This is a genomic window from Brevibacillus choshinensis (assembly GCF_016811915.1).
Taxonomy (GTDB): Bacteria; Bacillota; Bacilli; order Brevibacillales; family Brevibacillaceae; genus Brevibacillus; species Brevibacillus choshinensis_A.
In genome coordinates this window covers 1,927,005-1,946,470 of record NZ_CP069127.1, presented here as the reverse complement: position 1 = coordinate 1,946,470, position 19,466 = coordinate 1,927,005, and the positions used below count along the sequence as shown (strand labels likewise).

Annotated in this window: 23 protein-coding genes and 1 other annotated feature; of the genes, 1 reads left to right on the top strand and 22 read right to left on the bottom strand. The window is 51.4% G+C overall.

Going from position 1 to position 19,466, the window contains the following annotated elements; all coding sequences use genetic code 11:
• Positions 1-12: 12 nt before the first annotated feature.
• On the top strand, positions 13-165 hold the full coding sequence (locus JNE38_RS09955; protein WP_203356408.1) for a hypothetical protein: 153 nt from the start codon (positions 13-15) through the stop codon (positions 163-165).
• Between the two features lie 46 nt (positions 166-211).
• On the opposite strand, the gene JNE38_RS09950 is transcribed toward JNE38_RS09955, so the two are convergent.
• The 22 genes from JNE38_RS09950 to JNE38_RS09845 form a co-directional block, all read right to left on the bottom strand.
• Positions 212-1,390, bottom strand: a complete 1,179-nt coding sequence (locus JNE38_RS09950; RefSeq protein WP_203356407.1) for an NAD(P)/FAD-dependent oxidoreductase — start codon at positions 1,388-1,390, stop codon at positions 212-214.
• 38 nt (positions 1,391-1,428) lie between these two features.
• Complete coding sequence (locus JNE38_RS09945; RefSeq protein WP_203356406.1) at positions 1,429-1,869, bottom strand: helical membrane plugin domain-containing protein; 441 nt, start codon at positions 1,867-1,869, stop codon at positions 1,429-1,431.
• A gap of 285 nt (positions 1,870-2,154) precedes the next feature.
• The gene (locus JNE38_RS09940; RefSeq protein ID WP_203356405.1) at positions 2,155-2,820 is read right to left on the bottom strand and encodes a PilZ domain-containing protein; all 666 of its coding nucleotides are present in this window, start codon (positions 2,818-2,820) and stop codon (positions 2,155-2,157) included.
• Positions 2,821-2,829: 9 nt separating this feature from the next.
• Positions 2,830-4,107: a GTPase ObgE gene (gene obgE, locus JNE38_RS09935; RefSeq protein ID WP_203356404.1), complete on the bottom strand. Its 1,278-nt coding sequence runs from the start codon at positions 4,105-4,107 to the stop codon at positions 2,830-2,832.
• 17 nt (positions 4,108-4,124) lie between these two features.
• Entirely contained in the window at positions 4,125-4,706 is a 582-nt protein-coding gene (locus JNE38_RS09930) for a Spo0B C-terminal domain-containing protein (RefSeq protein ID WP_203356403.1), read from the bottom strand.
• 212 nt (positions 4,707-4,918) lie between these two features.
• A complete protein-coding gene (gene rpmA, locus JNE38_RS09925; RefSeq protein WP_055743112.1) occupies positions 4,919-5,218 on the bottom strand; it encodes a 50S ribosomal protein L27 in 300 nt (99 codons plus the stop codon).
• 1 nt (position 5,219) lies between these two features.
• Complete coding sequence (locus JNE38_RS09920) at positions 5,220-5,573, bottom strand: ribosomal-processing cysteine protease Prp (protein WP_203356402.1); 354 nt, start codon at positions 5,571-5,573, stop codon at positions 5,220-5,222.
• A gap of 15 nt (positions 5,574-5,588) precedes the next feature.
• Entirely contained in the window at positions 5,589-5,900 is a 312-nt protein-coding gene (gene rplU / locus JNE38_RS09915; protein WP_203356401.1) for a 50S ribosomal protein L21, read from the bottom strand.
• 10 nt (positions 5,901-5,910) lie between these two features.
• Positions 5,911-5,988 (bottom strand) — a sequence feature (ribosomal protein L21 leader region).
• Positions 5,989-6,049: 61 nt separating this feature from the next.
• Entirely contained in the window at positions 6,050-7,528 is a 1,479-nt protein-coding gene (locus JNE38_RS09910) for an Rne/Rng family ribonuclease (protein ID WP_203356400.1), read from the bottom strand.
• Between the two features lie 136 nt (positions 7,529-7,664).
• Positions 7,665-8,498, bottom strand: coding sequence for a M50 family metallopeptidase (locus tag JNE38_RS09905; RefSeq protein WP_203356399.1), 834 nt, complete (start codon positions 8,496-8,498; stop codon positions 7,665-7,667).
• The gene (locus JNE38_RS09900; protein WP_203356398.1) at positions 8,491-9,279 is read right to left on the bottom strand and encodes a M23 family metallopeptidase; all 789 of its coding nucleotides are present in this window, start codon (positions 9,277-9,279) and stop codon (positions 8,491-8,493) included. Before JNE38_RS09900 ends, JNE38_RS09905 begins: the two co-directional genes overlap by 8 nt.
• A 151-nt stretch (positions 9,280-9,430) precedes the next feature.
• Positions 9,431-9,631: a cold-shock protein gene (locus JNE38_RS09895; RefSeq protein ID WP_005832370.1), complete on the bottom strand. Its 201-nt coding sequence runs from the start codon at positions 9,629-9,631 to the stop codon at positions 9,431-9,433.
• A gap of 233 nt (positions 9,632-9,864) precedes the next feature.
• Positions 9,865-10,995, bottom strand: a complete 1,131-nt coding sequence (locus tag JNE38_RS09890) for an FtsW/RodA/SpoVE family cell cycle protein (protein ID WP_203356397.1) — start codon at positions 10,993-10,995, stop codon at positions 9,865-9,867.
• 56 nt (positions 10,996-11,051) lie between these two features.
• Entirely contained in the window at positions 11,052-11,846 is a 795-nt protein-coding gene (minD, locus tag JNE38_RS09885) for a septum site-determining protein MinD (RefSeq protein WP_203356396.1), read from the bottom strand.
• A 25-nt stretch (positions 11,847-11,871) separates the two neighbouring features.
• Positions 11,872-12,567, bottom strand: coding sequence for a septum site-determining protein MinC (minC, locus tag JNE38_RS09880; protein ID WP_203357491.1), 696 nt, complete (start codon positions 12,565-12,567; stop codon positions 11,872-11,874).
• Positions 12,568-12,644: 77 nt separating this feature from the next.
• Complete coding sequence (locus tag JNE38_RS09875; RefSeq protein ID WP_203356395.1) at positions 12,645-15,077, bottom strand: peptidoglycan D,D-transpeptidase FtsI family protein; 2,433 nt, start codon at positions 15,075-15,077, stop codon at positions 12,645-12,647.
• A 24-nt stretch (positions 15,078-15,101) separates the two neighbouring features.
• The gene (mreD, locus tag JNE38_RS09870) at positions 15,102-15,629 is read right to left on the bottom strand and encodes a rod shape-determining protein MreD (protein ID WP_203356394.1); all 528 of its coding nucleotides are present in this window, start codon (positions 15,627-15,629) and stop codon (positions 15,102-15,104) included.
• Positions 15,629-16,615, bottom strand: coding sequence for a rod shape-determining protein MreC (gene mreC, locus JNE38_RS09865; protein ID WP_203356393.1), 987 nt, complete (start codon positions 16,613-16,615; stop codon positions 15,629-15,631). Before mreC ends, mreD begins: the two co-directional genes overlap by 1 nt.
• A gap of 14 nt (positions 16,616-16,629) precedes the next feature.
• Positions 16,630-17,673: a rod shape-determining protein gene (locus JNE38_RS09860; RefSeq protein ID WP_203356392.1), complete on the bottom strand. Its 1,044-nt coding sequence runs from the start codon at positions 17,671-17,673 to the stop codon at positions 16,630-16,632.
• 45 nt (positions 17,674-17,718) lie between these two features.
• Positions 17,719-18,387 carry a RadC family protein gene (radC, locus tag JNE38_RS09855; RefSeq protein ID WP_238933714.1) on the bottom strand — a complete coding sequence of 223 codons (669 nt, stop codon included), beginning with the start codon at positions 18,385-18,387 and terminating at the stop codon, positions 17,719-17,721.
• 132 nt (positions 18,388-18,519) lie between these two features.
• Positions 18,520-19,107: a Maf family protein gene (locus tag JNE38_RS09850; protein ID WP_428993697.1), complete on the bottom strand. Its 588-nt coding sequence runs from the start codon at positions 19,105-19,107 to the stop codon at positions 18,520-18,522.
• A gap of 8 nt (positions 19,108-19,115) precedes the next feature.
• On the bottom strand, positions 19,116-19,355 hold the full coding sequence (locus tag JNE38_RS09845) for a DUF4321 domain-containing protein (protein WP_203356391.1): 240 nt from the start codon (positions 19,353-19,355) through the stop codon (positions 19,116-19,118).
• Positions 19,356-19,466: the final 111 nt, after the last annotated feature.

Below are 19,466 nucleotides of genomic sequence, written 5' to 3'. Positions count from 1 at the left end.
GGTGACGATCACATGGCTGGAAGAGGAAAAAGCGATAAGTCCGAACGCCGCAACAACCACCCTCCAGGAAAACCAAGCGACCTAGACCAATTCGGCGCTGAGACCAGAGGGAAAAAAATGGCGCAATCTCCACATGTCGTGGAGGACCCGAGCGGAAACGGATGAACGCAAAAAACCCGGGAATGATATCCCGGGTTTTCCTATGATTGAATTAATAAGCCAAAGAAGACAGTCCGTTGATGTGAGACAGGTAACGAATGTTACTTGCTTCTTTCATCAAGGATGCAGGCGTGCCTTTCAGCTTGATTTGGCTGGCACCGATGGTACCGATCGCATCTTTGCGTCCCAGGCTGCCCAGTGTACCGGAGAATACAGGTACGAAGGTTTCCATTTTGGAGCCGTTGAAATGAGCAAAGAGATTGTAACCAACCACTTCGCCCATTTGCCATGCCAGCTGAGCAGTTGGAGGGTATGGACGACCTTCTGGGCCCATCACCACTGCGCTGTCACCTGCGAGGAACACTTCCGGGTGGGAAGTGGATTGCAGGAACTCGGTCACCGTCGCGCGTCCACGGTTCACTTCGATACCGGATTCAGCTACTACGTGGTTTCCTTGTACCCCACCTGTCCAAACCATGGTTTTGGTCTCGATGGTGTTGCCATCCTTCAGGAATACAGTGGTCTCCTTCATTTCGGTTACAGGCACGCCTGTCAGGAAGGTTACACCGCGTTTTTCCAGGCTTGTTTTCGCACGCTCAACCAGTTCAGGAGCAAAACCAGCCAAAATGGAAGGGCCTGCTTCTACGCAGTACATCGAAACATCTGCGAAATCTACCCCGTGCTTGTGGCACAGGTTTGGCAGCATGTCAGCAAATTCCCCGACCAATTCGATACCAGTCAGACCGCCGCCGCCAACGACAAAAGTAGCATCTGCTTTGTTTTTGCTTGCTTTGTAAGCTACAATGCGCTCTTCGATGTGTGCGCGGAGACGGTTTGCTTCATTCACGGATTTCAGCGTGAAGCTGTGCTCCTGCAGCCCTGGGATACCGAAGAATGCGGTTTCGCTGCCCAGTGCAACGACCAGCGCATCGTATTTGATGGACTCGCCGCTAGCCAATGTAACGCGCTGGGAATCCAGGCCAATTTTTTCTACGGTGTCGATGACGAGGTTGATGTCTTTTCCACGCAGCAGTCTTTCCAGAGGAAGAGCTACGTTTTGTTCAGACAGGTTCCCTACTGCCAAACGGTGCAGTTCGGTGATGATTTGGTGAGAAGGAAAACGGTTTACAACCGTGATTACAGCTTCTTCAGCTGTCATGTATTTACGGGCAGTCAGTGCGCTCAAGAGTCCGCCGTAACCGCCGCCCAAAATCAAAATATGCTTCGCCATGCGTTGGTCCTCCCGTCCTTGTCGTTCGTTATGTGTGATTAGCGTTTATCTTGCTGGCGCTCAGCCAAAACTTCCAGGAATGCTTGAGCGAAACGCAAGGTTTTTTGCACTTGCGGATCCTTCAGCATTTTGAGCATGCCAAACAAACCAATAGTCGACGTTTCAACATGCGAACGATCGTTGGCTTCGATTGCAGCTTGTGCGATTCCTTTGGCTTTATCTTGGATCGGTTTTACGAACTCTTCCATTCCGCCCTTGAGGTCTTCAATCAGGACATGATCATTTGCTACTGTTTGGACCAGATCGTACGTCTTGGTCAAGATGGTTGTCATTTCTGCCAGCTTGGGCAGATTTGCCACCAATACAGTTAACGATTCTTGAATTTCCGGTTTCATCAACTGATCGAGCACATCCATTTGCTCGGGTGCCAAAGTCGCTGTGTTTGCTGCTTCAGCTTGTTGCGTGGTTGTTTGTGACATAGGAAAACGTCCTCCTTTGCATTGGAATAGAGGCCTGATTTTCTCGTTGCCTGTTCATCCGAGTGACGGCCGATATTCACCCTGTATCCGATAGTCTAACCTATTTGTTATATTTTTCACAAAGTGCAGTATGCAAACGGATGGAAACATCAACGTGCAATTTTTCACAAGTTGATCCAGGATCATCGTTCTCAAAATCTCCACATTGGAACAGGCACGATAAAGAGCTCTATGCCTATACTATATACCTTCTTCGTGTGAACAGCAAAGGAAAAAAACCGCTTCTCAGGAAGAAGCGGCAGTCGACAGCTTTTTATAGTAATCCTTGATCTGTTGATGATGCTTGTCGTGAATATCCGTGAATATCAATTCCAAGACAGCCTGTGTGTCTTGGAAGGTCTTTTCGACGACTTTGGCCATCCCAACGACCTCAACATTTTGATGAGGAATCACAAAGGACAGATGCAGAAAGTCGCCTTTTGAAACGTAGCCCTCTGTGCCGAGCATGAGCCGGGTAGGCGAAAATTTGAGCAGGACAGCCTCTCCCTTTTCTTCGATCGGACGTGCCCCCATCACTTTATAGGGCACTTTGATCATCGTATCAGGAGGAAGAATGCCCCGCTTCGCACTTGATGCAATCTCTACGCCGATTGCGATCGGGATCAGTCCCAATAGCTTGATCGGCCACAGCATCTGCTCCTGGACCACTTCCAGATCAATGGTGTTGATCGCCGATTCCGTCTCCCATCTGATGCGAACGGTCGAGCCAATCAGTTCGGTCCGTGTCTCTGCCTTTACCTCGGTGGAAACGACAAGGTATCCACTTTTGACATGTTCCACCATCACTTGAACGGGAGTCTTCACTTGCTTGGAGATCATCATGGGCAATACAGCGCCACGCTGGAGCCGTTTATCCGTCAAAAAAGGAGTAAGAGATGGAACGTCAGTCATGGTCTAAAGTCACTCCACGAAATCAAACTCAAGCTTACCGATGCGAACAGTGTCGCCATCACGGGCGCCGTGTCTGCGAAGGGCTTCGTCCACTCCCATGCTGCGCATGATCTTGGCAAATCGCTGTGCCGCATCGTAGCTGTTCAGGTTGGTCATGCGCACCAGCTTTTCAATCTTGTCGCCGCTGATCACGAACACTTCGTTGTCGCGCGTAATCTCAAATGGATCCGGTTCTTTTTCTGCTTTGAACACGACACGCTCTTCCACTTCTGCCACTTCTTCCACAGCTGGCTTGTCCGGAATGGTCGCGAGCAGATCGGAAATGGCGTACATCAATTCCTGCACGCCTTCTCGGGTCGCAGCAGATATTTCGTAGACGGTGACGCCTGGCACTTTTTCTTTGAAGCGCGCCAGATTCTCATGCGCTTCCGGTACGTCCATTTTGTTGGCCACCACGATTTGCGGGCGTTCCTCCAGCTTCAAGTTGTACAGCTTGAGCTCGCGGTTGATTTGCAGGTAATCCTCGTACGGATCTCGTCCATCCACACCCGCCATGTCAATCACGTGCACGATCAGACGTGTGCGCTCGACGTGACGCAAAAACTGGTGTCCCAGTCCGACTCCTTCATGAGCTCCTTCGATCAATCCCGGCAAGTCCGCCATGACGAAGCTGTCTTCCCCCACCGCCACGACACCGAGATTCGGTGTAATGGTTGTAAAGTGATACGGCGCAATTTTCGGCTTGGCAGCACTCACACTGGAGAGAAGGGTTGATTTCCCTACGCTCGGATAGCCTACCAGCCCTACATCGGCAATCAGCTTCAGCTCCATCAGAATGTAGCGCTCCTGTCCAGGCTCTCCATTTTCGGAGATGTGCGGAGCTGGGTTGGATGCATTGGCAAAGCGCATGTTTCCTCTTCCGCCGCGTCCTCCTTTTGCGATGACAGCCTGCTGACCGTGCTCCACCAAGTCGGCGATCACTTCCTTGGTATCATCATCAATGACCGTCGTTCCCGGGGGCACACGCACAAACATGTCTTCGGATCCAGCACCGTGCTGGCCTTTGTTGCGGCCATGCTCGCCACGCGGTGCCTTGAAGTGCTTTTGGTAGCGGAAATCTACCAGTGTGCGCAACCCTTCATCCACCACGAACACGACATCTCCGCCGCGTCCGCCATCGCCACCGGCTGGTCCTCCTAACGGGACGTACTTCTCCCGACGAAAGGAGACGGCTCCGTTACCACCGTCCCCGCCTTTCACATAAATCTTTACCTGATCGACAAACATGGTGTCACCTCTTTCGTTTACGCGAATGGAATCAGCAAGGCCAAGATCCATTCTTCTTCCGTATGTATCCACTCGGTGACTTCCACCGTACTCTGCTCACTTTTACGTATCAGTTTTTCCAGTTCTTCCAATCCGGATGCACATAACTTCCCGGCCAGGTCAAAGCGAAAATGAACGCCACGTTCGTCCGCTGCCAAGGAAAGCTGCATGCTTGCGGGCTCGTAGCCATCCGGGTCTACGTGATCGTTCACTGTGCATAATATCTCTGACATCAGCTGAAACAACTGCTGCTCATCCAGTGCCATGTCCGTGAGATCCACCTGATTACACACTTCCACTTCCAGCAGCATTTCCTTATTCAGCGCATTAAATGTCAAGAAGAAAACAGACAACAGAGAGCTGTTCAAGCGGGCGATCATGCTTTCCTGCATAGCCATCTCCGCAATGCGTTTCAAGTGCGCTTCTCCCTGTTCAGTACGGTTCATATGCAAATAGCCGAGCAGAACCTGAACGTGGTTCAACCAGTCATGCCGCTGCCGGTTCAGTACGGTAAGCAGCTGGTCAGTCTGATGTGTAAACAGCCTCCGCTCGTCCCTCATCACATTCACCCAAGTCGATAAGATTTCTTTTCTGTCCTATTGTACCACAAAAGAATCACTAGAAATTAGAAAACTTGGATGCAAACACAGCTTTTCACACGCCTAGCTTTTAACCATTTCTATTATTCATCATTGACACGGTTTGCAAACAAAAAACGCTTGAAAGCAAAAGAAAACCCAGCAACAAGGCTGGGTTTTCTTCATTCCGCTATTTACGCTTCAGAAGCTACTGGTTCGATCACAACTTGTTTGCGATCGCGGCCCAGACGTTTGAAACGAACAACGCCGTCTGCAGTTGCAAACAGAGTGTCGTCTCCGCCCTTCATTACGTTAGCACCTGGGTAAATCTTCGTACCGCGTTGGCGAACGAGGATGTTACCAGCTGTAACGAATTGACCGTCACCACGTTTCACTCCCAGACGTTTGGAAATGGAATCGCGACCGTTCTTTGTGGAACCTACCCCTTTCTTCGAAGCGAAGAACTGTAGGTCTACAGGAAAACGAAAGTTCATGTCAGACACCTCCTTGCCATTTTGTATCATGAACCGTAACGTATTTTCCGTATGATTCAGCGATCATGAGCAGAGAGACAACCATGCTCTCAGCCAAAAGCTGCTGCTTTTCAGAAGCGAGCTGGTCATCAACAGGTCGGACATTCCATTTCAGGAAGCCTCCGTCCTTTTCTGCGAGCTGAACATCCGGATCACTATTGAGCAAAAGATCTGCGGCATTAATCGTCCCCATGCTGACTGCGGAAACGGCGGAGCAGACGATGTCTGAACCATGCCTTCCTGCATTGGCATGTCCCGAAACGGTAATGGCTTCAATCTCATTTTGCTCATTTCTTTGCACTTTTACGGAAATCATCGCATTCCACCAAAATTAAGCGTTGATTTTTTCAATCACAACTTTAGTGAATGGTTGACGATGACCTTGTTTGCGACGGTAGTTTTTCTTGGCTTTGTATTTGTACACGATAATTTTAGCTTGTTTACCGTGTTTTTCTACTTTACCAGTTACCGTAGCACCAGCAACTGTAGGAGCTCCTGCAGTTACTTTGCCGTCCTTGCTCACGAGCAGAACTTGGTCAAAAGTAACAGCTTCACCTTCGTTGCCAGCCAGTTTCTCGATGAAGAGAACAGAACCCTCTTCAACTTTGTATTGCTTTCCACCGGTTTCGATAATTGCGTACACTGTGTGCACCTCCTATACTCAGACTCGCCCCTGCAGGTGCGCCGCGAACGGCGACTTATGTACCTGTTTCGTGCGGTTACAGTATGCACGAGGCATATCTGCATGACAAAGCATAGATTAACACAGCATCGTTCGCCCAGTCAAGTTATTTACGATTGTTTTCCGTACAAGCGCGCCGCCTCTTCCTGGCGACCGGCATACAATATCCGGTATTGATCCGCTCCTCGCTCCGATGAGGAACGCAGGAACAGTCTCGCGGGCCACTTTTTGAGCTGATCGCCGTCCATCTCGCTCATGACGCGATAGAGTCGCTCTGGCAGCTCCAGCAGCACGGCTTCTGCCTCCTGCCCTTTTGCCAGGGATGATACCTCCTGCCATAGCTGATGCTGCAGCTCGTCCACTGACCACACTCTGCCGCAGCCATCACACGCATCGCACGGTTCTGTCAGTCTCTCTGCCAGGCTTGCCCGCACCCGTTTGCGTGTCATTTCGACGAGACCGAGAGCCGTAATCCCGAGCACGGTGGACGGCACTGGGTCACGTGCGAGCTCTCGCTTCAACGCAGCCAAAACCCGCTCTTTGTTTGCCGCTTCCTTCATATCAATGAAATCGATGATGATGATGCCGCCGATATCTCGCAGCCTAAGCTGCAGGGCAATCTCCGCCGCCGCTTCCAGATTCGCCTGTGTGATCGCCTGCTCCCTTTGCTGACCGCCCTTCCCTGTGAAAGCGCCGGTGTTGACGTCAATCACTGTCATGGCTTCTGTGCGATCGATGACCAAGTGTCCGCCGCTCTTTAACGGGACTTGCCGCTGCAGCGCGTACTGAAGCTGGGCCTCGATCCCCAGATGGGCAAACAAAGGCTCCGTTCCCTGATACAACCGAAGCTTGTCCATACCTTCGCCAGCGAAGATCTGCATGACTTCCTTTGCCGCTTGAAAGGTAGGGCCATGCTCCACCAGCACTTCCTCTACACCCTGCGCTAGCAAGTCCCGGATGACGGATTCCAGCATCGTCAGGTCACGACTGACAAAGCCCGGATGAGGAAGCTTCTCTGCCCGGGCCTGAGTATCTTTCCACCGCTTTTTCAAATAAGCGAGCTCCTCAGAGAGTCTGCCCTGTGCTGCATCCGCCGCTTCCGTCCTGACGATCGCACCCTCCCCTGGTGAAAGCCAAGCCGTGAGCGTCTCGATGAGGTGCTGCCTGACGGTTCCGTCCGTGATCTTTCGCGAGACAGACACCCCAGCTTCCAGCGGGAGATAGACAAGGTATCTGCCCTGCAGACTGACGCGTGTGGTCACTTTTGGCGCTTTCATCTCCGTTGCTTCTTTGCTTACTTGTACAATGACTTTTTCCCCGACCTGAACCCGCTCGCTGATGTTCGGCTTTCCCGCAGCGCCGCTTCTCGGCACCGCGTCATCCACATACAGGTACGCATTCTGACCGCTGCCAATGTCTACGAAAGCAGACTGAATCCCAGGCAGGACGTCCGCAACTCTGCCGGAGAAGAAATCTCCCGCGTGTACTTCCGTTCCCTCGCTTTCGGTTCGGTACTCGCGCAAGCGTCCTTCCTGGAGCCATGCTGCGCGCAGCTTTCCTCCGCTCCCACTGATCGCTACCTGTCTCACTCGATCACTCCCCAATACCCGTACAAGTTCTCCGAAATAAGGATTTCCGGACTCATAAGAAGTAATCCTATCACACGTACCCGGAAAAGAAAAGAGAACCACAGGAAGGAGGGAATCGTGATGGAAGCTGCACGGCTCAGACCAGCTGGCCTACCTGTGCATCGTGTTTTTGTTCAAACAGCAAGGCATGCAATAGCTGTTCCTCCGCAAGCAGTCCGGATCCCTGGACGTAAAACAGGTGCGAACAGCCACGCCGCAGCTTGTGCGAGACCTCCAAAACCGTCTCTTGCGGCCCGACGCTAACTGCCTGAACCGAATATTCGTCAGGCTGCCGAACATATTTTTCCATCAAAAAGCGAAAGAACTGATACGGAAAGCGCAGAAACGCCTGAATGTTTACAGACAGGAGGTACACGCCGATCACCAGCACGTTGATCTTCAGCTCCCAAGCGGACAAACCGACCATGAGGCCTGCCAAGAGGGTACTGCCAGTGAGAGAGAGCATCGCTGCTTGGCGGTACGGCAAAAACCAGCACAGGATCGCTTGTACAATTCTGCCGCCATCGAGAGGCCAAATGGGCAGCAAATTGAACAAGGCGATCGTCAAGTTGCTGATCAGGAAAAAGTACGCCCACTCCTCCGTCCATATTCCGGTGTACCAGAACAAATAAGAGACGGCCATCATCACGACATTTAAAAAGGGACCTGCCAGGGCAACAACGATTTCATCCAGCGGGTCTGTCGCATACGCATCCTCCATGGTGGCCACTCCCCCAAACGGCAGAAGCTGCACCTCGGTCACCGTCCACCCCAGCTCTCTGGCCATTGCCACATGCCCCATCTCGTGGATCAGGACAATGATGAACAGGGTCAGAACCTCCAAAAAATGGCCTGTCATCACAGACAGGCCAATCACCGCCCAGAACAGCAGGTGAATCCGAATGCGAAAGCCGAACCATCCCCTACTCAAACGGAATCACATCCAGCGGATTCACAAATTGATCCCCCGACTTAACCCCCAGGTAAAGGTGTCGGGATGAATTGTTCACCGCACGCGCAATGCCGATCTCCTGTCCCGCTTGTACGACGTCGTCCTTGACCACCGTAACCCGCTCCATATTCCCGAACCAGACTTCACGTCCTTTTGTCAACCGAACAACCACAGTCGTGCCATACCCAGGTTTGTCACCTATGTAAGTGACCCACCCCGTCTCCCCGATCGTCACCGGGTCCTCCATACCGGTATTTAGCACGACTTTGGCGCTCCTTTCTGGTTCAAACGTCTTGACTACCTTCCAGCTAGCAGGCAGCTTCCAGACTGCGGCTTCCTTGGTTGTCGTCCCTGCAGCAGGAACAGCATTAGGACCGTGAAGAGACGGCAATAGAGTCGGTAATGAACCAAATCGGGCTTCGTACCAATCGGCCACACCTGCAAAATTGAAATCCCGAGTCATCACCTCGCGCGCCGAGTCCTTCCATGTTACGGGAATCAAAGAGGTCTGGAACAGCAAGTACGATACGCCAACCAACAGGATCGACACAAGGATCTGGATTCCCCATGTTTCATGCGTGTGGCGCGGATTGACGGGATCCTCATCCCTGAGCGAAGAGATGCCAAATGGCTCTGCTGTAGGTTCGATGGGGTCTTTCCAGTCATCCACAAAAGGTGAAAAACTATCGCGCGGCTGCATGCGAATCCGCTCCAGTCGCTCCCGTCTTCTTTCCTTTACTCGATCCAATTCACGAAACATCCTCATCCCTCCGCAGGCCAAGCCTTTGTAACATCCTATGACTTGTCTACCTGCTTTATGACGCAAGTCCCATCAGGTCGTCTCCCGATCGAAACGCAAAAAAGACAGTCTCCCCATTGAGAGACTGCCTTTGAATCTGCCGAAGATTATTTTACAGTTTAGTTACGCTAGCAGCTTGTGGTCCACGGCTACCTTGAACGATTTCAAACTCAACTTTTTGACCTTCGTCCAGAGATTTGAAACCTTCTGACTGGATCGCGCTGTAGTGTACGAATACGTCGTCTCCACCCTCAACTTGGATGAAACCGTATCCTTTTTCTGCATTGAACCATTTTACGATACCTTGTTGCATGAAACAAAACCTCCCTGAACATTACGCCCCACGAGGCGAAAAAGTGTTGCGTCAACCGTTTTTTACAGAAAAGCTTTTTGCGTCAAGGAAAAAAGTCGTACACTGTTGAGATTGACAAATGGTTCGTCACACTCAACCGGTACGACTCCATAACCAATCCATCAAACACTATAACTTGTAAAAATGGTTAACTTAGGATGATTTTATCACACCGCTATTCATTTGTCACGCTTTTAGTCAAATCGCAGTTTGTCCTTTCGCATGCCCACATTCAGCACCACACCTATGATGAGGAAGTTGGTGATAAGCGAGCTGCCGCCATAGCTGATGAACGGAAGCGGAATCCCCGTAATCGGCATCAGCTGGATCGTCATGCCGATGTTCTCGAAAATCTGGAACGTCAGCATCCCGACAACACCCGCTACGACATAGGAGCCGAATGGATCTTTTGCTTCCATCGCGATGCGGATCATGCGGTAAATCAAGAAGAAGAACAGGATCATCAACAGTCCAGCACCGACAAAGCCTAGCTTTTCCGCAATGACAGTGAAAATAAAGTCACTCTCCCCGACCGGTACCCAGCCAAAGCTCGCTTGTGTAGGTGTATCGATCCCTTTTCCAAAGAGTTGGCCCGACCCAATCGCGATAAGCGCTTGCTTGAGCTGAAAGCCCCGGCCCATCGCCTCGAGGTCTGGGTCCATCCAGAAAATGACGCGGTCCCATTGATACGGCTTGATGATCTTGAAGAAAATGTCCTGCTTGTACTGATACAAGAGCGTCATGCCGGCAAAAAAGCTGCCTACCATTCCCGCTACATACACCACGTGCTTCAGACGAATCCCCCCGACAATGAGCATCGTCGCAAGCATCCCGGTGTATACAAGCGCAGTCCCCAAGTCAGGCTGGATGAGAATCAACAGCAACGGCACACCTACCAGCATGCCGACCGGAATCAATTTATAAAAGTAATAGAATCGATCCGGATCGTCCGCCCGCTTTGCCATGAACCGTGCTACGGTCAAGATCGTAAACAGCTTCATCGGTTCTGACGGCTGCAGCAAAATCGGCCCGAGGTCATACCAGCTCGTCGTATTGTTGATCGGCTTGGTTTGGAAAACCCCAATCAACAGGATCAGACCAATCACATACAAAACATACGACATGTTGTAAAACAGGCGATAATCAAACAGCAGCGTCCCGCCTAGCACGATGAACCCTACGATATACCAGACGACCTGCTGATGTGCCTTATCCGCGCCTGCGGCAGAGCCGGAGATGCCCAGATAGCTGAATATCCCCAGACCTACCAGAATCATGATGATGGTCCAGTCGACAGTTTTCAAATGTCGTTTTTCCAGGTCCATGCTCGTCCTCCTAGAAAACGTGGCTCCCACCTTTGCAGACGGGAGCCATGCCTAACCTATTTCAAGCCAAAAAACTTGCGCATTTTTTGGAACATCCCTGCCTTTTCTTCCAATGGCTGCAGGGGAACTGCTTCGCCCAGTAGTCTACGGGCAATATTGCGATACGCAATGGAAGCGCGGGACTCGTGATTCATCACGGCTGGCTCCCCTAGATTCGCTGATTTGATCACATGATCATCATCAGGCACAACACCAATCAGGTCAATGGCAAGCAGATCCAGAATGTCCTCGACATCCAGCATATCACCATTTTTCACCATATGCGAGCGCACGCGGTTGATGACCAGCTTGGGCATTCCCACCTTTTCGCGCTCCAAAAGTCCGATGATTCTGTCCGCGTCACGGACCGCTGCTTTTTCAGGTGTCGTAACGACGATAGCCTGATCGGCCCCTGCCACTGCGTTCCGGAAGCCTTGCTCGATCCCCGCCGGGCAGTCAATGATGACGTAATCAAATTCCCGCTTCAGTTGCGTGATGATCTCATCCATTTGCTCAGGGGTCACCGCAGACTTGTCCTTTGTCTGGGCAGCCGGCAACAGCGACAGATTTTCAAAGCGCTTGTCCTTGATTAGCGCTTGCGGCAGACGGCAGGCACCTTCAGCTACATCGACCAGATCATAAATGATCCGGTTCTCCAGCCCCATGACCACATCAAGATTGCGTAGTCCGATGTCAGTGTCTACCATGCACACCTTTTGGCCTAATAGCGCAAGAGCCGTTCCTAAATTCGCGGAAGTGGTCGTCTTACCCACGCCGCCTTTACCAGAAGTTACGACAATTCCAATCCCCACGTCCGTTCCTCCTCTTCAATCCACCCTAAGCCTTCTTGTCTCCCAGTTCCGGTCGAATCCGCGACAAGTAGTTCATTTTGGCTACCAGCATCGTCCCTTCATCCAGGTAGGCAAACTCTGTTCCACCTGAATGATTGGTCCATTCTTCCCCCGGCTTGCTGATCACGTCTGCAATCCGCAGCTGGGTAGGACTCATGACGGCAGCGGCAATAATGACCTGACTATCTCCGGAAATACCTGCATGAACATAGCCTCGCAGGTGTCCCAAAACGTAGATATTACCCGTGCTGCGAACGATTCCTCCCGGGTTTACATCCCCCAAAAGGAGCAAGTCTCCATCGTACTCTAGTACTTGTCCGGAGCGCACCGTGTTCACAACGACGGAAAAATGGCTCTTTAGGCGTTCAGCAAAAGCTTCCTCACGGGTAATCACATCCGCCTCAACGGTATGAATAACCAGATTCCCCTTTTGCCGGATAATTTGAGTCAACTGCTCCTGTTGCTCGGGTGAGCAGTAACGTTTTCCCAATTTAATCGATACCCGAATCAGCGGCCCCGACAAAATCTGTTGATGGCTATGCTCTATTTTTTCACGCACATCGGCCAGCAGTTCGTCGAAGGAACAGGTATCATCCATGAAGAAGACGAGCCCCTCTTTTGTTCCTTTGATTGTGACCTTGCTTTTCACAGTCGTCACCTGTTTCACCTCGACCGATACCATTCGCCACACAGAAACTTTTTTCCTGCTCTGCTTGAAAAAATTGCCGAAACGGGTCACATAACGCCGTTAAACCATGATTACTTAGGTGTGGATGAAGAAACAGACGCTGGATGCAGGACACCTGGATTCAATTCGTCATACGCTTCCAGCAAACGTCTCGAGATCGGACCGGTGGCATCCGAACTGGAGGTTCCGTCCCGCAAACTGTTCGGCGCTACAACGACGAATACGATTTGCGGATTCTCATACGGTGCAAATCCAACGACCAGCGCGTTCTCTGCGCGGCGACCGGTCTGAGCCGTACCAGATTTGGCTGCCACTTTATACGGCAAGCCGTTGAATGCGCGGGAGACGGTACCCCCAGGCTGGGTAACCAAGAACATCCCTTCTCTTACGACCTGGATGTATTTCGGATCGATGTTTACCCGATTCAAAACTTGCGGCTCAATAATCGTCAATGTCTGGCCTGGATTTTTCGGATCAGTCGTTCCACGGCGAATTTCTTTGACGAGATGCGGGCGAATCCGGTAGCCTCCATTGGCAATCGTCGAGACGTACTGCCCGATCTGCATTGGAGTGAACAGGTCGTACTGCCCGATCATCGCATCAGCAAGGTTACCATAGTAGAGATTCGGATTTTCCCAGCCAGTCTTTTCCCCAGGCAGATCAATTCCGGTTTTTACGCCGAGTCCAAACTGCGCATTGTAGAAATCAAGCACGGAAAACTGCTTTTCCCACCCATGCGTGCCTTTTTTCGCCAGGCGGATCGCCATTTCGTACATGTACGTGTTATTGGATACTTGCAGGGCGCGACGTGCGTTTACCGGCCCGTGACCTCCTGCTTTCCAGTTCCGTTTGTACGAAGTCCCCACTTCAAGCCCACCGCGGTCATAGATCGTCTCATTCGGATTCGTCAACCCCTCCTGCAGAGCGATCATGACGGATAACGGCTTGTAAGTCGAAGCCGGCGGATACGGCGTATAGATGAAGCGATTGGATTCATTCGGCAAAATCAGCGAGGAATACACCTTGTTAAATTCCTTGCGGTCATAGTAGAGGTTCAGGTTGTAGTCCGGATAGCTCGCCATCGCCAGCACTTCTCCCGTATTCGGGTTCATCGCCAGCACGTGTGCATCTTTAAACTCTTTAGGCGTGGTCGGACGCTTCTTGTACGCCTCTACCTCTTCCTTCAAGATCGCTTCTACCTTGCTCTGGAAGCGCCAATCCATCGAGAGGACGAGATCGTTTCCAGGCTCCGGCGCTTGGCGCATCGTCTTTTCTACGGTTTCGGAGTTTTTGTTGACATGGACATCCATGATGCCGTCTTTTCCTCGCAAATACCGCTCGTAATAAGCCTCCAGTCCGGTTACCCCTACGCGGTCGATCGCGTTGTAGCCCTGCGCTTCGTATTCCTTCAGGCTCTCCGGCCTGATCGCGTTGATGTAGCCGAGGAAATGGGTACCGAATGCGGAGCCATCCGGATCAGGCATGATTTGTCGCACAGGCTCCAATTCTACGCTGATACCCGGCAGCTCTGTCCGGCGCTCTTCAATCTGGAACATCTCTTGCTGCGTAATATTCACCTTTACTCGGCGTGGAATGTAACTCGCCATTTGCGGAGACCGCATCTCCTGCAAGAGTGACAGCTTGTGCCATTGAAACTGGCGCTGCTGGTCAGTCAAAGGCAGGGGAACATCCAATTCAAATAGCGAAGCATAGCGCAGCAGATCCATATCCGATTTGTCCGACAGCTCAGATGGAGTCGGCAGAAGGCGGATCTGTGCCTTCACCTCTTTGATCAGATCATCCCGATCTTCCTTTTCCAAGGTAAGCGGGAATTGAACGTTTGCATTGATCGCTGTTTTCAGCAGCTCCAGGTCGGATAGTCCATCCAGTGCCGTAGCGTTGCCAGACGTCTTGGTGCTCGCTTTCAGCTTCCCAATGACGGATTCACGTTCCTTTTCATCAAAAGGCGATCGGACGCGCAAGCCTACGTAAAGGGCTGTCTTGACCAGATTGTAATCGGACATCGAGTCTACCTGCTCCTGCTTCGGGACCAATTGCAGCTTGGGCGATATTAACGCCTTCAGCTCATTGGTCTTTTTGGAATCAAATGCAACAGGAAGCGTCGATCGCAGCTCGATTGTCTTTTTCAGCAGCTCCTTGTCCGTGCCCATCTTCCCGTCGTCGGGAATGAGGATCTTTGCCAGTCGGTCCGCTACTTTTTCTTCATCAATATCCTGTCCTTGCTCTTCTACATACTGCACAGTGTAAACGGGTTTGTTGGAAACGAGCACTGCTCCATTTTTATCGAGGATTCTTCCCCGCGGAGCAGAAATCGGCAGCTCACGGATGCTGAATTTCTCGAGCTCATGCCGGTACTGCTCTCCTTCTACCAGCTGCACGAAGGCGAGACGCATAATGATAGCGGCAAAAAACAGGAACACGATCAGGAACAAGATGTTAAGCCGTATGGGTATATGCGACTTCGGTTCTTTTGTTTCCTCCACGAGTTCTCCCCCTCCTTCACGGTCCTATTCCGCGCTCATATCTCGCTTTTTATCCTGAATCTTGTTGCACATTCTCTGGATGGGAACATAGATCAGCAGGGCGAAAATGACGTTGAGAATGACGCTGGGCAAAATTTGCCGGGTAAGTATCCACTGTACATCGTACGGCGCAACGGAAAACAACCGAAACATACTGTACAGCAGCCACTCATGCCCGAAAAGAATGAGGGCGCTCGTCACAAACACCATTCCAAACCCGCGTTGGAACAGGAGAACAATCAGCCCTGCAAAATAGCTGGCAACCATCATCGACACACTGTAAATGCCAATGACCTGACCGTAGAGTACATCTTGCAAAAAACCGAATGCGAGTCCGTAGTACAGTCCCTCTCGCCTGCCCAAAAACATCGAGATGAGAATACAACATACCAGCGCAAATCGGGGTACTGTCATCCATGACAGACCCCATGTTGCGGTTGCAATCACCTGGACCACTGTTCCTTCCATTACGAACAGGACCAGCACCGTAAGCGTCAAGAGAAAACGCTGCATTATTGGCCACCCCCAGCTGTCCCGGTTACCGATTGGGTCCCGGACGACTGAGTAGCCTTGCCACTATTTGATGGTGTGGTTGTTTGACCTGTCGGTTGCTGAGGAATCAGCTCACCATTCGGGGAAATGGTAAAGTTTCTTTCCACGATCATGACTTCATTTAGTTGGGAGAAGTCTGCGCTCGGTTGGATGTAAGCCGTTTGCGTCAAGCCGTAGTCATCCGGCTCTACCCGCACAATATACCCAATAGGCAGATTGCGTGGGACAACCCCGCCTAACCCCGATGTAATGACTTGCTGCTTTGCTTCAATTTTCTGTCCCCAAGGAATTTTCCGCATGATGAGCAAACGCTCCTGTGGATCATACTCCTCGACGACACCGCTCACAGGATGTACGGTCGTCTGACCATTTACGACCTGCGTCGTCTGAACCACGGCCGAAATATGGTCGCGGCGCTCATAGCTGGTCAATAGCTCCACGGTGGATGAGAAGTTGGCCACGCTCTGCACGCGACCGATCAAGCCTTTGGAAGTGATGACTGCCATATCCTTCTTGATTCCGTGCTTCAAGCCCTTGTCGATCGTGATCACGTTGTTCCACGTATCCGGATTGCGCGCCACGACTTCCGCAAAACGCAATTGGTAGGATTTCATCGAATCAGTAGCCTTCAACGCCTCGCGCAAACGGGTGTTTTCCGCTTTCAAATCATGCAGCTCTGCTGTCAAACGGGCGTATTGATCCAGCCCGGCCTTTAATGCTTTGTTTTCCTGATAGACGTTGTACGCATCGTCTACATCCTGAAAAAAGCCAGAAACAGCCTGGGCAGGGCGATAAAAAAAGCCCTGCACCACGCTGAAAGTATCCTTGAAAAACATCTCTGGCCAGGTCAGCACCGCACGCTCGCGGGATGTGTAACCCACAACGGAAATGAGCAAAACCAGGCCAACGAGTACAATGATTAGCCGCTTGTTCCCAAAAAACGACATGCCCTACCCTCCGTTTATTTGCCCCGTTTTTGTCGGGAAGAGGTGATGCCGTGCTTTGATTTGAACAAGTGAATGTTCTCCAATGCACGTCCTGTTCCGATCGCTACGCAGTCCAGTGCATTTTCTGCGACGTGTACAGGCATGCCTGTTTCCTTCGCGAGCAAGCGATCCAGATTTCGCAGGAGCGCCCCGCCGCCAGTCAGTACAATGCCCCGATCCATAATGTCTGCTGCCAATTCCGGCGGACTTTTCTCCAATGTAACCTTCACTGCTTCCACAATGGCAGATACCGTTTCTGCCAGAGCCTCTGCGATTTCCGAGCTGCTTACCGACAATGTTTTCGGCAGTCCTGTCACCAGGTCACGACCACGGATCTCTACATTCTCCGGCTCATCCGGAGCAATGGCAGACCCGATTTCCAGCTTCAATGTCTCTGCCGTGCGCTCCCCGATCATCAGATTGTATCTGCGCTTGATGTATTGAATGATAGCTTCGTCCATCTCATCGCCGGCAACGCGGATGGAACGGGATGTCACGATACCACCCAAAGAGATGATGGCTACCTCTGTCGTACCTCCCCCGATATCGACAACCATGCTGCCGGTCGGTTCCCATACAGGAAGGTCAGCACCGATCGCTGCCGCAAATGGCTCCTCGATGGTGTGAGCTTCTTTCGCACCAGCCTGTTTGGTAGCGTCTTCTACAGCGCGCTTTTCCACAGCAGTAATGCCCGATGGGACACAGACCATCACGTTCGGACGGCGGCTGAACAACCCTTGATTTTTTTGAGCCTGATTAATAAAGTAACGCATCATCGTGGCTGTCGTATCGAAGTCAGCGATTACCCCATCCTTCATAGGACGTACTGCAACGATATTACCTGGCGTGCGGCCGATCATGCTTTTCGCCGCATTCCCCACTGCTTCGATGGAATTGTTGTTCGTACGGATCGCCACTACAGACGGCTCTCTTACAACGATTCCCTTTCCCTTCACAAAGACAAGTGTATTGGCAGTGCCGAGGTCAATCCCCAAGTCACGTGTGAATCCACCAAACATAAAAAAACTCCTTCCAATAGTTACAGTCGCAAGCCAATTTGTTGTTCAGAAATACCCCTGCTCTTTTAGGCTGACGTACTTTCCATCCCCAATGATTACATGATCCAAAAGGGAAATCCCCACCAGCTCGCCCGCTTCCTTCAGCGTATGCGTAATCGCAATGTCTTCCCGGCTGGGAGTTGGGTCTCCGCTCGGATGATTATGTAGGCAAATTACCGACGCGCTACTTCGACGAATCGCTTCCTTGAACACTTCTCTAGGATGCACGATCGAGGAGTCCAAACTGCCTACAAAAATAGTCTGCTTGCCAATCACATGATTCTTGGTATTGAGGAAGAGGCAGACAAAGTGTTCCTGCGTCAAATGAGCCAACTCAGGTATCATCAAATCAGCCACATCACGAGGCAATCGAATGGATGCACGATTCTGCCGCGGAACACCAGTGAGCCGTCTTCCCAGCTCAAACGCGGCGTGCAATTCAATCGCCTTGACCTGACCGATTCCCTTTTGTTCGATTAACTCAGCATGAGAGGCTTGCGCCAATCCCCTCAGGTCTTCAAACCTGGACAACAAGCGCTGAGCTAGTTCATATGCCGTCTCCTTTTCCGTGCCTGTCCGCAGTAAAATGGCTAGCAGCTCCGTGTCAGACAGATGGACCGCTCCATCGCGGAGCAGTCTTTCGCGTGGACGGTCATAGTAAGGGACGTTTTTCATCGCGTTTTTGTTACAGGTATTTGTTGCCAAAATAAACCGACCTCCAGCCATTCGCATTGATCGGTAACGGCTGGCATCGAGGACGAACAGATGAAGTACTGCCGTTGCCGCTTGAAACCAAACACCAAAGCCTTACAAGACCGTGATTCCAAAGCGGGAAAGCATACTTGCCAATAGACGCAGCGGAAGTCCTACCACGGTAAAATAATCACCGGTGATACCTTCCACGATTGTCGCACCAAGCCCTTGGATGGCGTACGATCCAGCTTTATCCATCGGCTCTCGGGTTGCGATGTAAGATTCAATTTCCGATTGGGTGAGAGGACGAATCCGGACTTTCGTGAGACTGTGCGAAACTTCCACCCGTCCATTGGATGCATCGATCAGCGCGACTCCGCTGTATACGGTGTGCTCGCGCCCTTGCAGCATGGACAGTGTGCGAAACGCATCTGCGTCATCCACTGGTTTGCCCAGAATGCTATCTTCCAAGACAACAATCGTATCCGAGCCCAGAACGACTCCATCCGCTAAAGTGGAGGCGACTGCCTGAGCCTTGCGCACAGCCAATTCTTCCACGATTTCTTTGGGAGAGAGGCCGGGCGCAGTCGTCTCGTCCACATCGCTAGTCTGCACCGTAAACGGAATGCCTAGGGTTTGCAGCAATTCTCGTCTGCGCGGTGATGATGAGGCAAGAACAAGAGGTGTTTGTGTTTTCATCATTTTTCAACCTACTTCATTCGTCGATGTATCCAAAAAGCGAGAGCAAGCCCTCCTACACTGGCTAGATTTAGTTTTACCTGAAAGTTCAGGTCGTACTTCAAAATTTCTAAATCTGCCGCAGGTGACCATGTTATCACTTTGCTCTTTGTGAGAAAAGGGACCCAGGGACCCAAAATCTCCCCGATAATGCTGCCACACAATAGTCCGCAAATCAAAAGAAGCAAAAGTATAAGCGTTTCTTTCCCCATGAACCTTCCCACTCCCTGTTTACGAGGGATTCTCTTTTTGCCATCAATAAGTGTAGCAAATGGGAGGGTACGAAACAATCCCTGAATGCTCATGGTAGTTACTGTAAAGAA

Coding starts and splice junctions, on each gene's coding strand:
- JNE38_RS09955 (WP_203356408.1), top strand. CDS start 13: ATGGCTGGAAGAGGAAAAAGCGATAAGTCCGAACGCCGCAACAACCAC.
- JNE38_RS09950 (WP_203356407.1), bottom strand. CDS start 1,390: ATGGCGAAGCATATTTTGATTTTGGGCGGCGGTTACGGCGGACTCTTG.
- JNE38_RS09945 (WP_203356406.1), bottom strand. CDS start 1,869: ATGTCACAAACAACCACGCAACAAGCTGAAGCAGCAAACACAGCGACT.
- JNE38_RS09940 (WP_203356405.1), bottom strand. CDS start 2,820: ATGACTGACGTTCCATCTCTTACTCCTTTTTTGACGGATAAACGGCTC.
- obgE (WP_203356404.1), bottom strand. CDS start 4,107: ATGTTTGTCGATCAGGTAAAGATTTATGTGAAAGGCGGGGACGGTGGT.
- JNE38_RS09930 (WP_203356403.1), bottom strand. CDS start 4,706: ATGAGGGACGAGCGGAGGCTGTTTACACATCAGACTGACCAGCTGCTT.
- rpmA (WP_055743112.1), bottom strand. CDS start 5,218: ATGAACTTTCGTTTTCCTGTAGACCTACAGTTCTTCGCTTCGAAGAAA.
- JNE38_RS09920 (WP_203356402.1), bottom strand. CDS start 5,573: ATGATTTCCGTAAAAGTGCAAAGAAATGAGCAAAATGAGATTGAAGCC.
- JNE38_RS09900 (WP_203356398.1), bottom strand. CDS start 9,279: ATGTTTCGTGAATTGGATCGAGTAAAGGAAAGAAGACGGGAGCGACTG.
- JNE38_RS09895 (WP_005832370.1), bottom strand. CDS start 9,631: ATGCAACAAGGTATCGTAAAATGGTTCAATGCAGAAAAAGGATACGGT.
- JNE38_RS09890 (WP_203356397.1), bottom strand. CDS start 10,995: ATGGACCTGGAAAAACGACATTTGAAAACTGTCGACTGGACCATCATC.
- minC (WP_203357491.1), bottom strand. CDS start 12,567: ATGGTATCGGTCGAGGTGAAACAGGTGACGACTGTGAAAAGCAAGGTC.
- mreD (WP_203356394.1), bottom strand. CDS start 15,629: ATGCAGCGTTTTCTCTTGACGCTTACGGTGCTGGTCCTGTTCGTAATG.
- mreC (WP_203356393.1), bottom strand. CDS start 16,615: ATGTCGTTTTTTGGGAACAAGCGGCTAATCATTGTACTCGTTGGCCTG.
- JNE38_RS09860 (WP_203356392.1), bottom strand. CDS start 17,673: ATGTTTGGTGGATTCACACGTGACTTGGGGATTGACCTCGGCACTGCC.
- radC (WP_238933714.1), bottom strand. CDS start 18,387: ATGAAAAACGTCCCTTACTATGACCGTCCACGCGAAAGACTGCTCCGC.
- JNE38_RS09850 (WP_428993697.1), bottom strand. CDS start 19,107: ATGATGAAAACACAAACACCTCTTGTTCTTGCCTCATCATCACCGCGC.
- JNE38_RS09845 (WP_203356391.1), bottom strand. CDS start 19,355: ATGGGGAAAGAAACGCTTATACTTTTGCTTCTTTTGATTTGCGGACTA.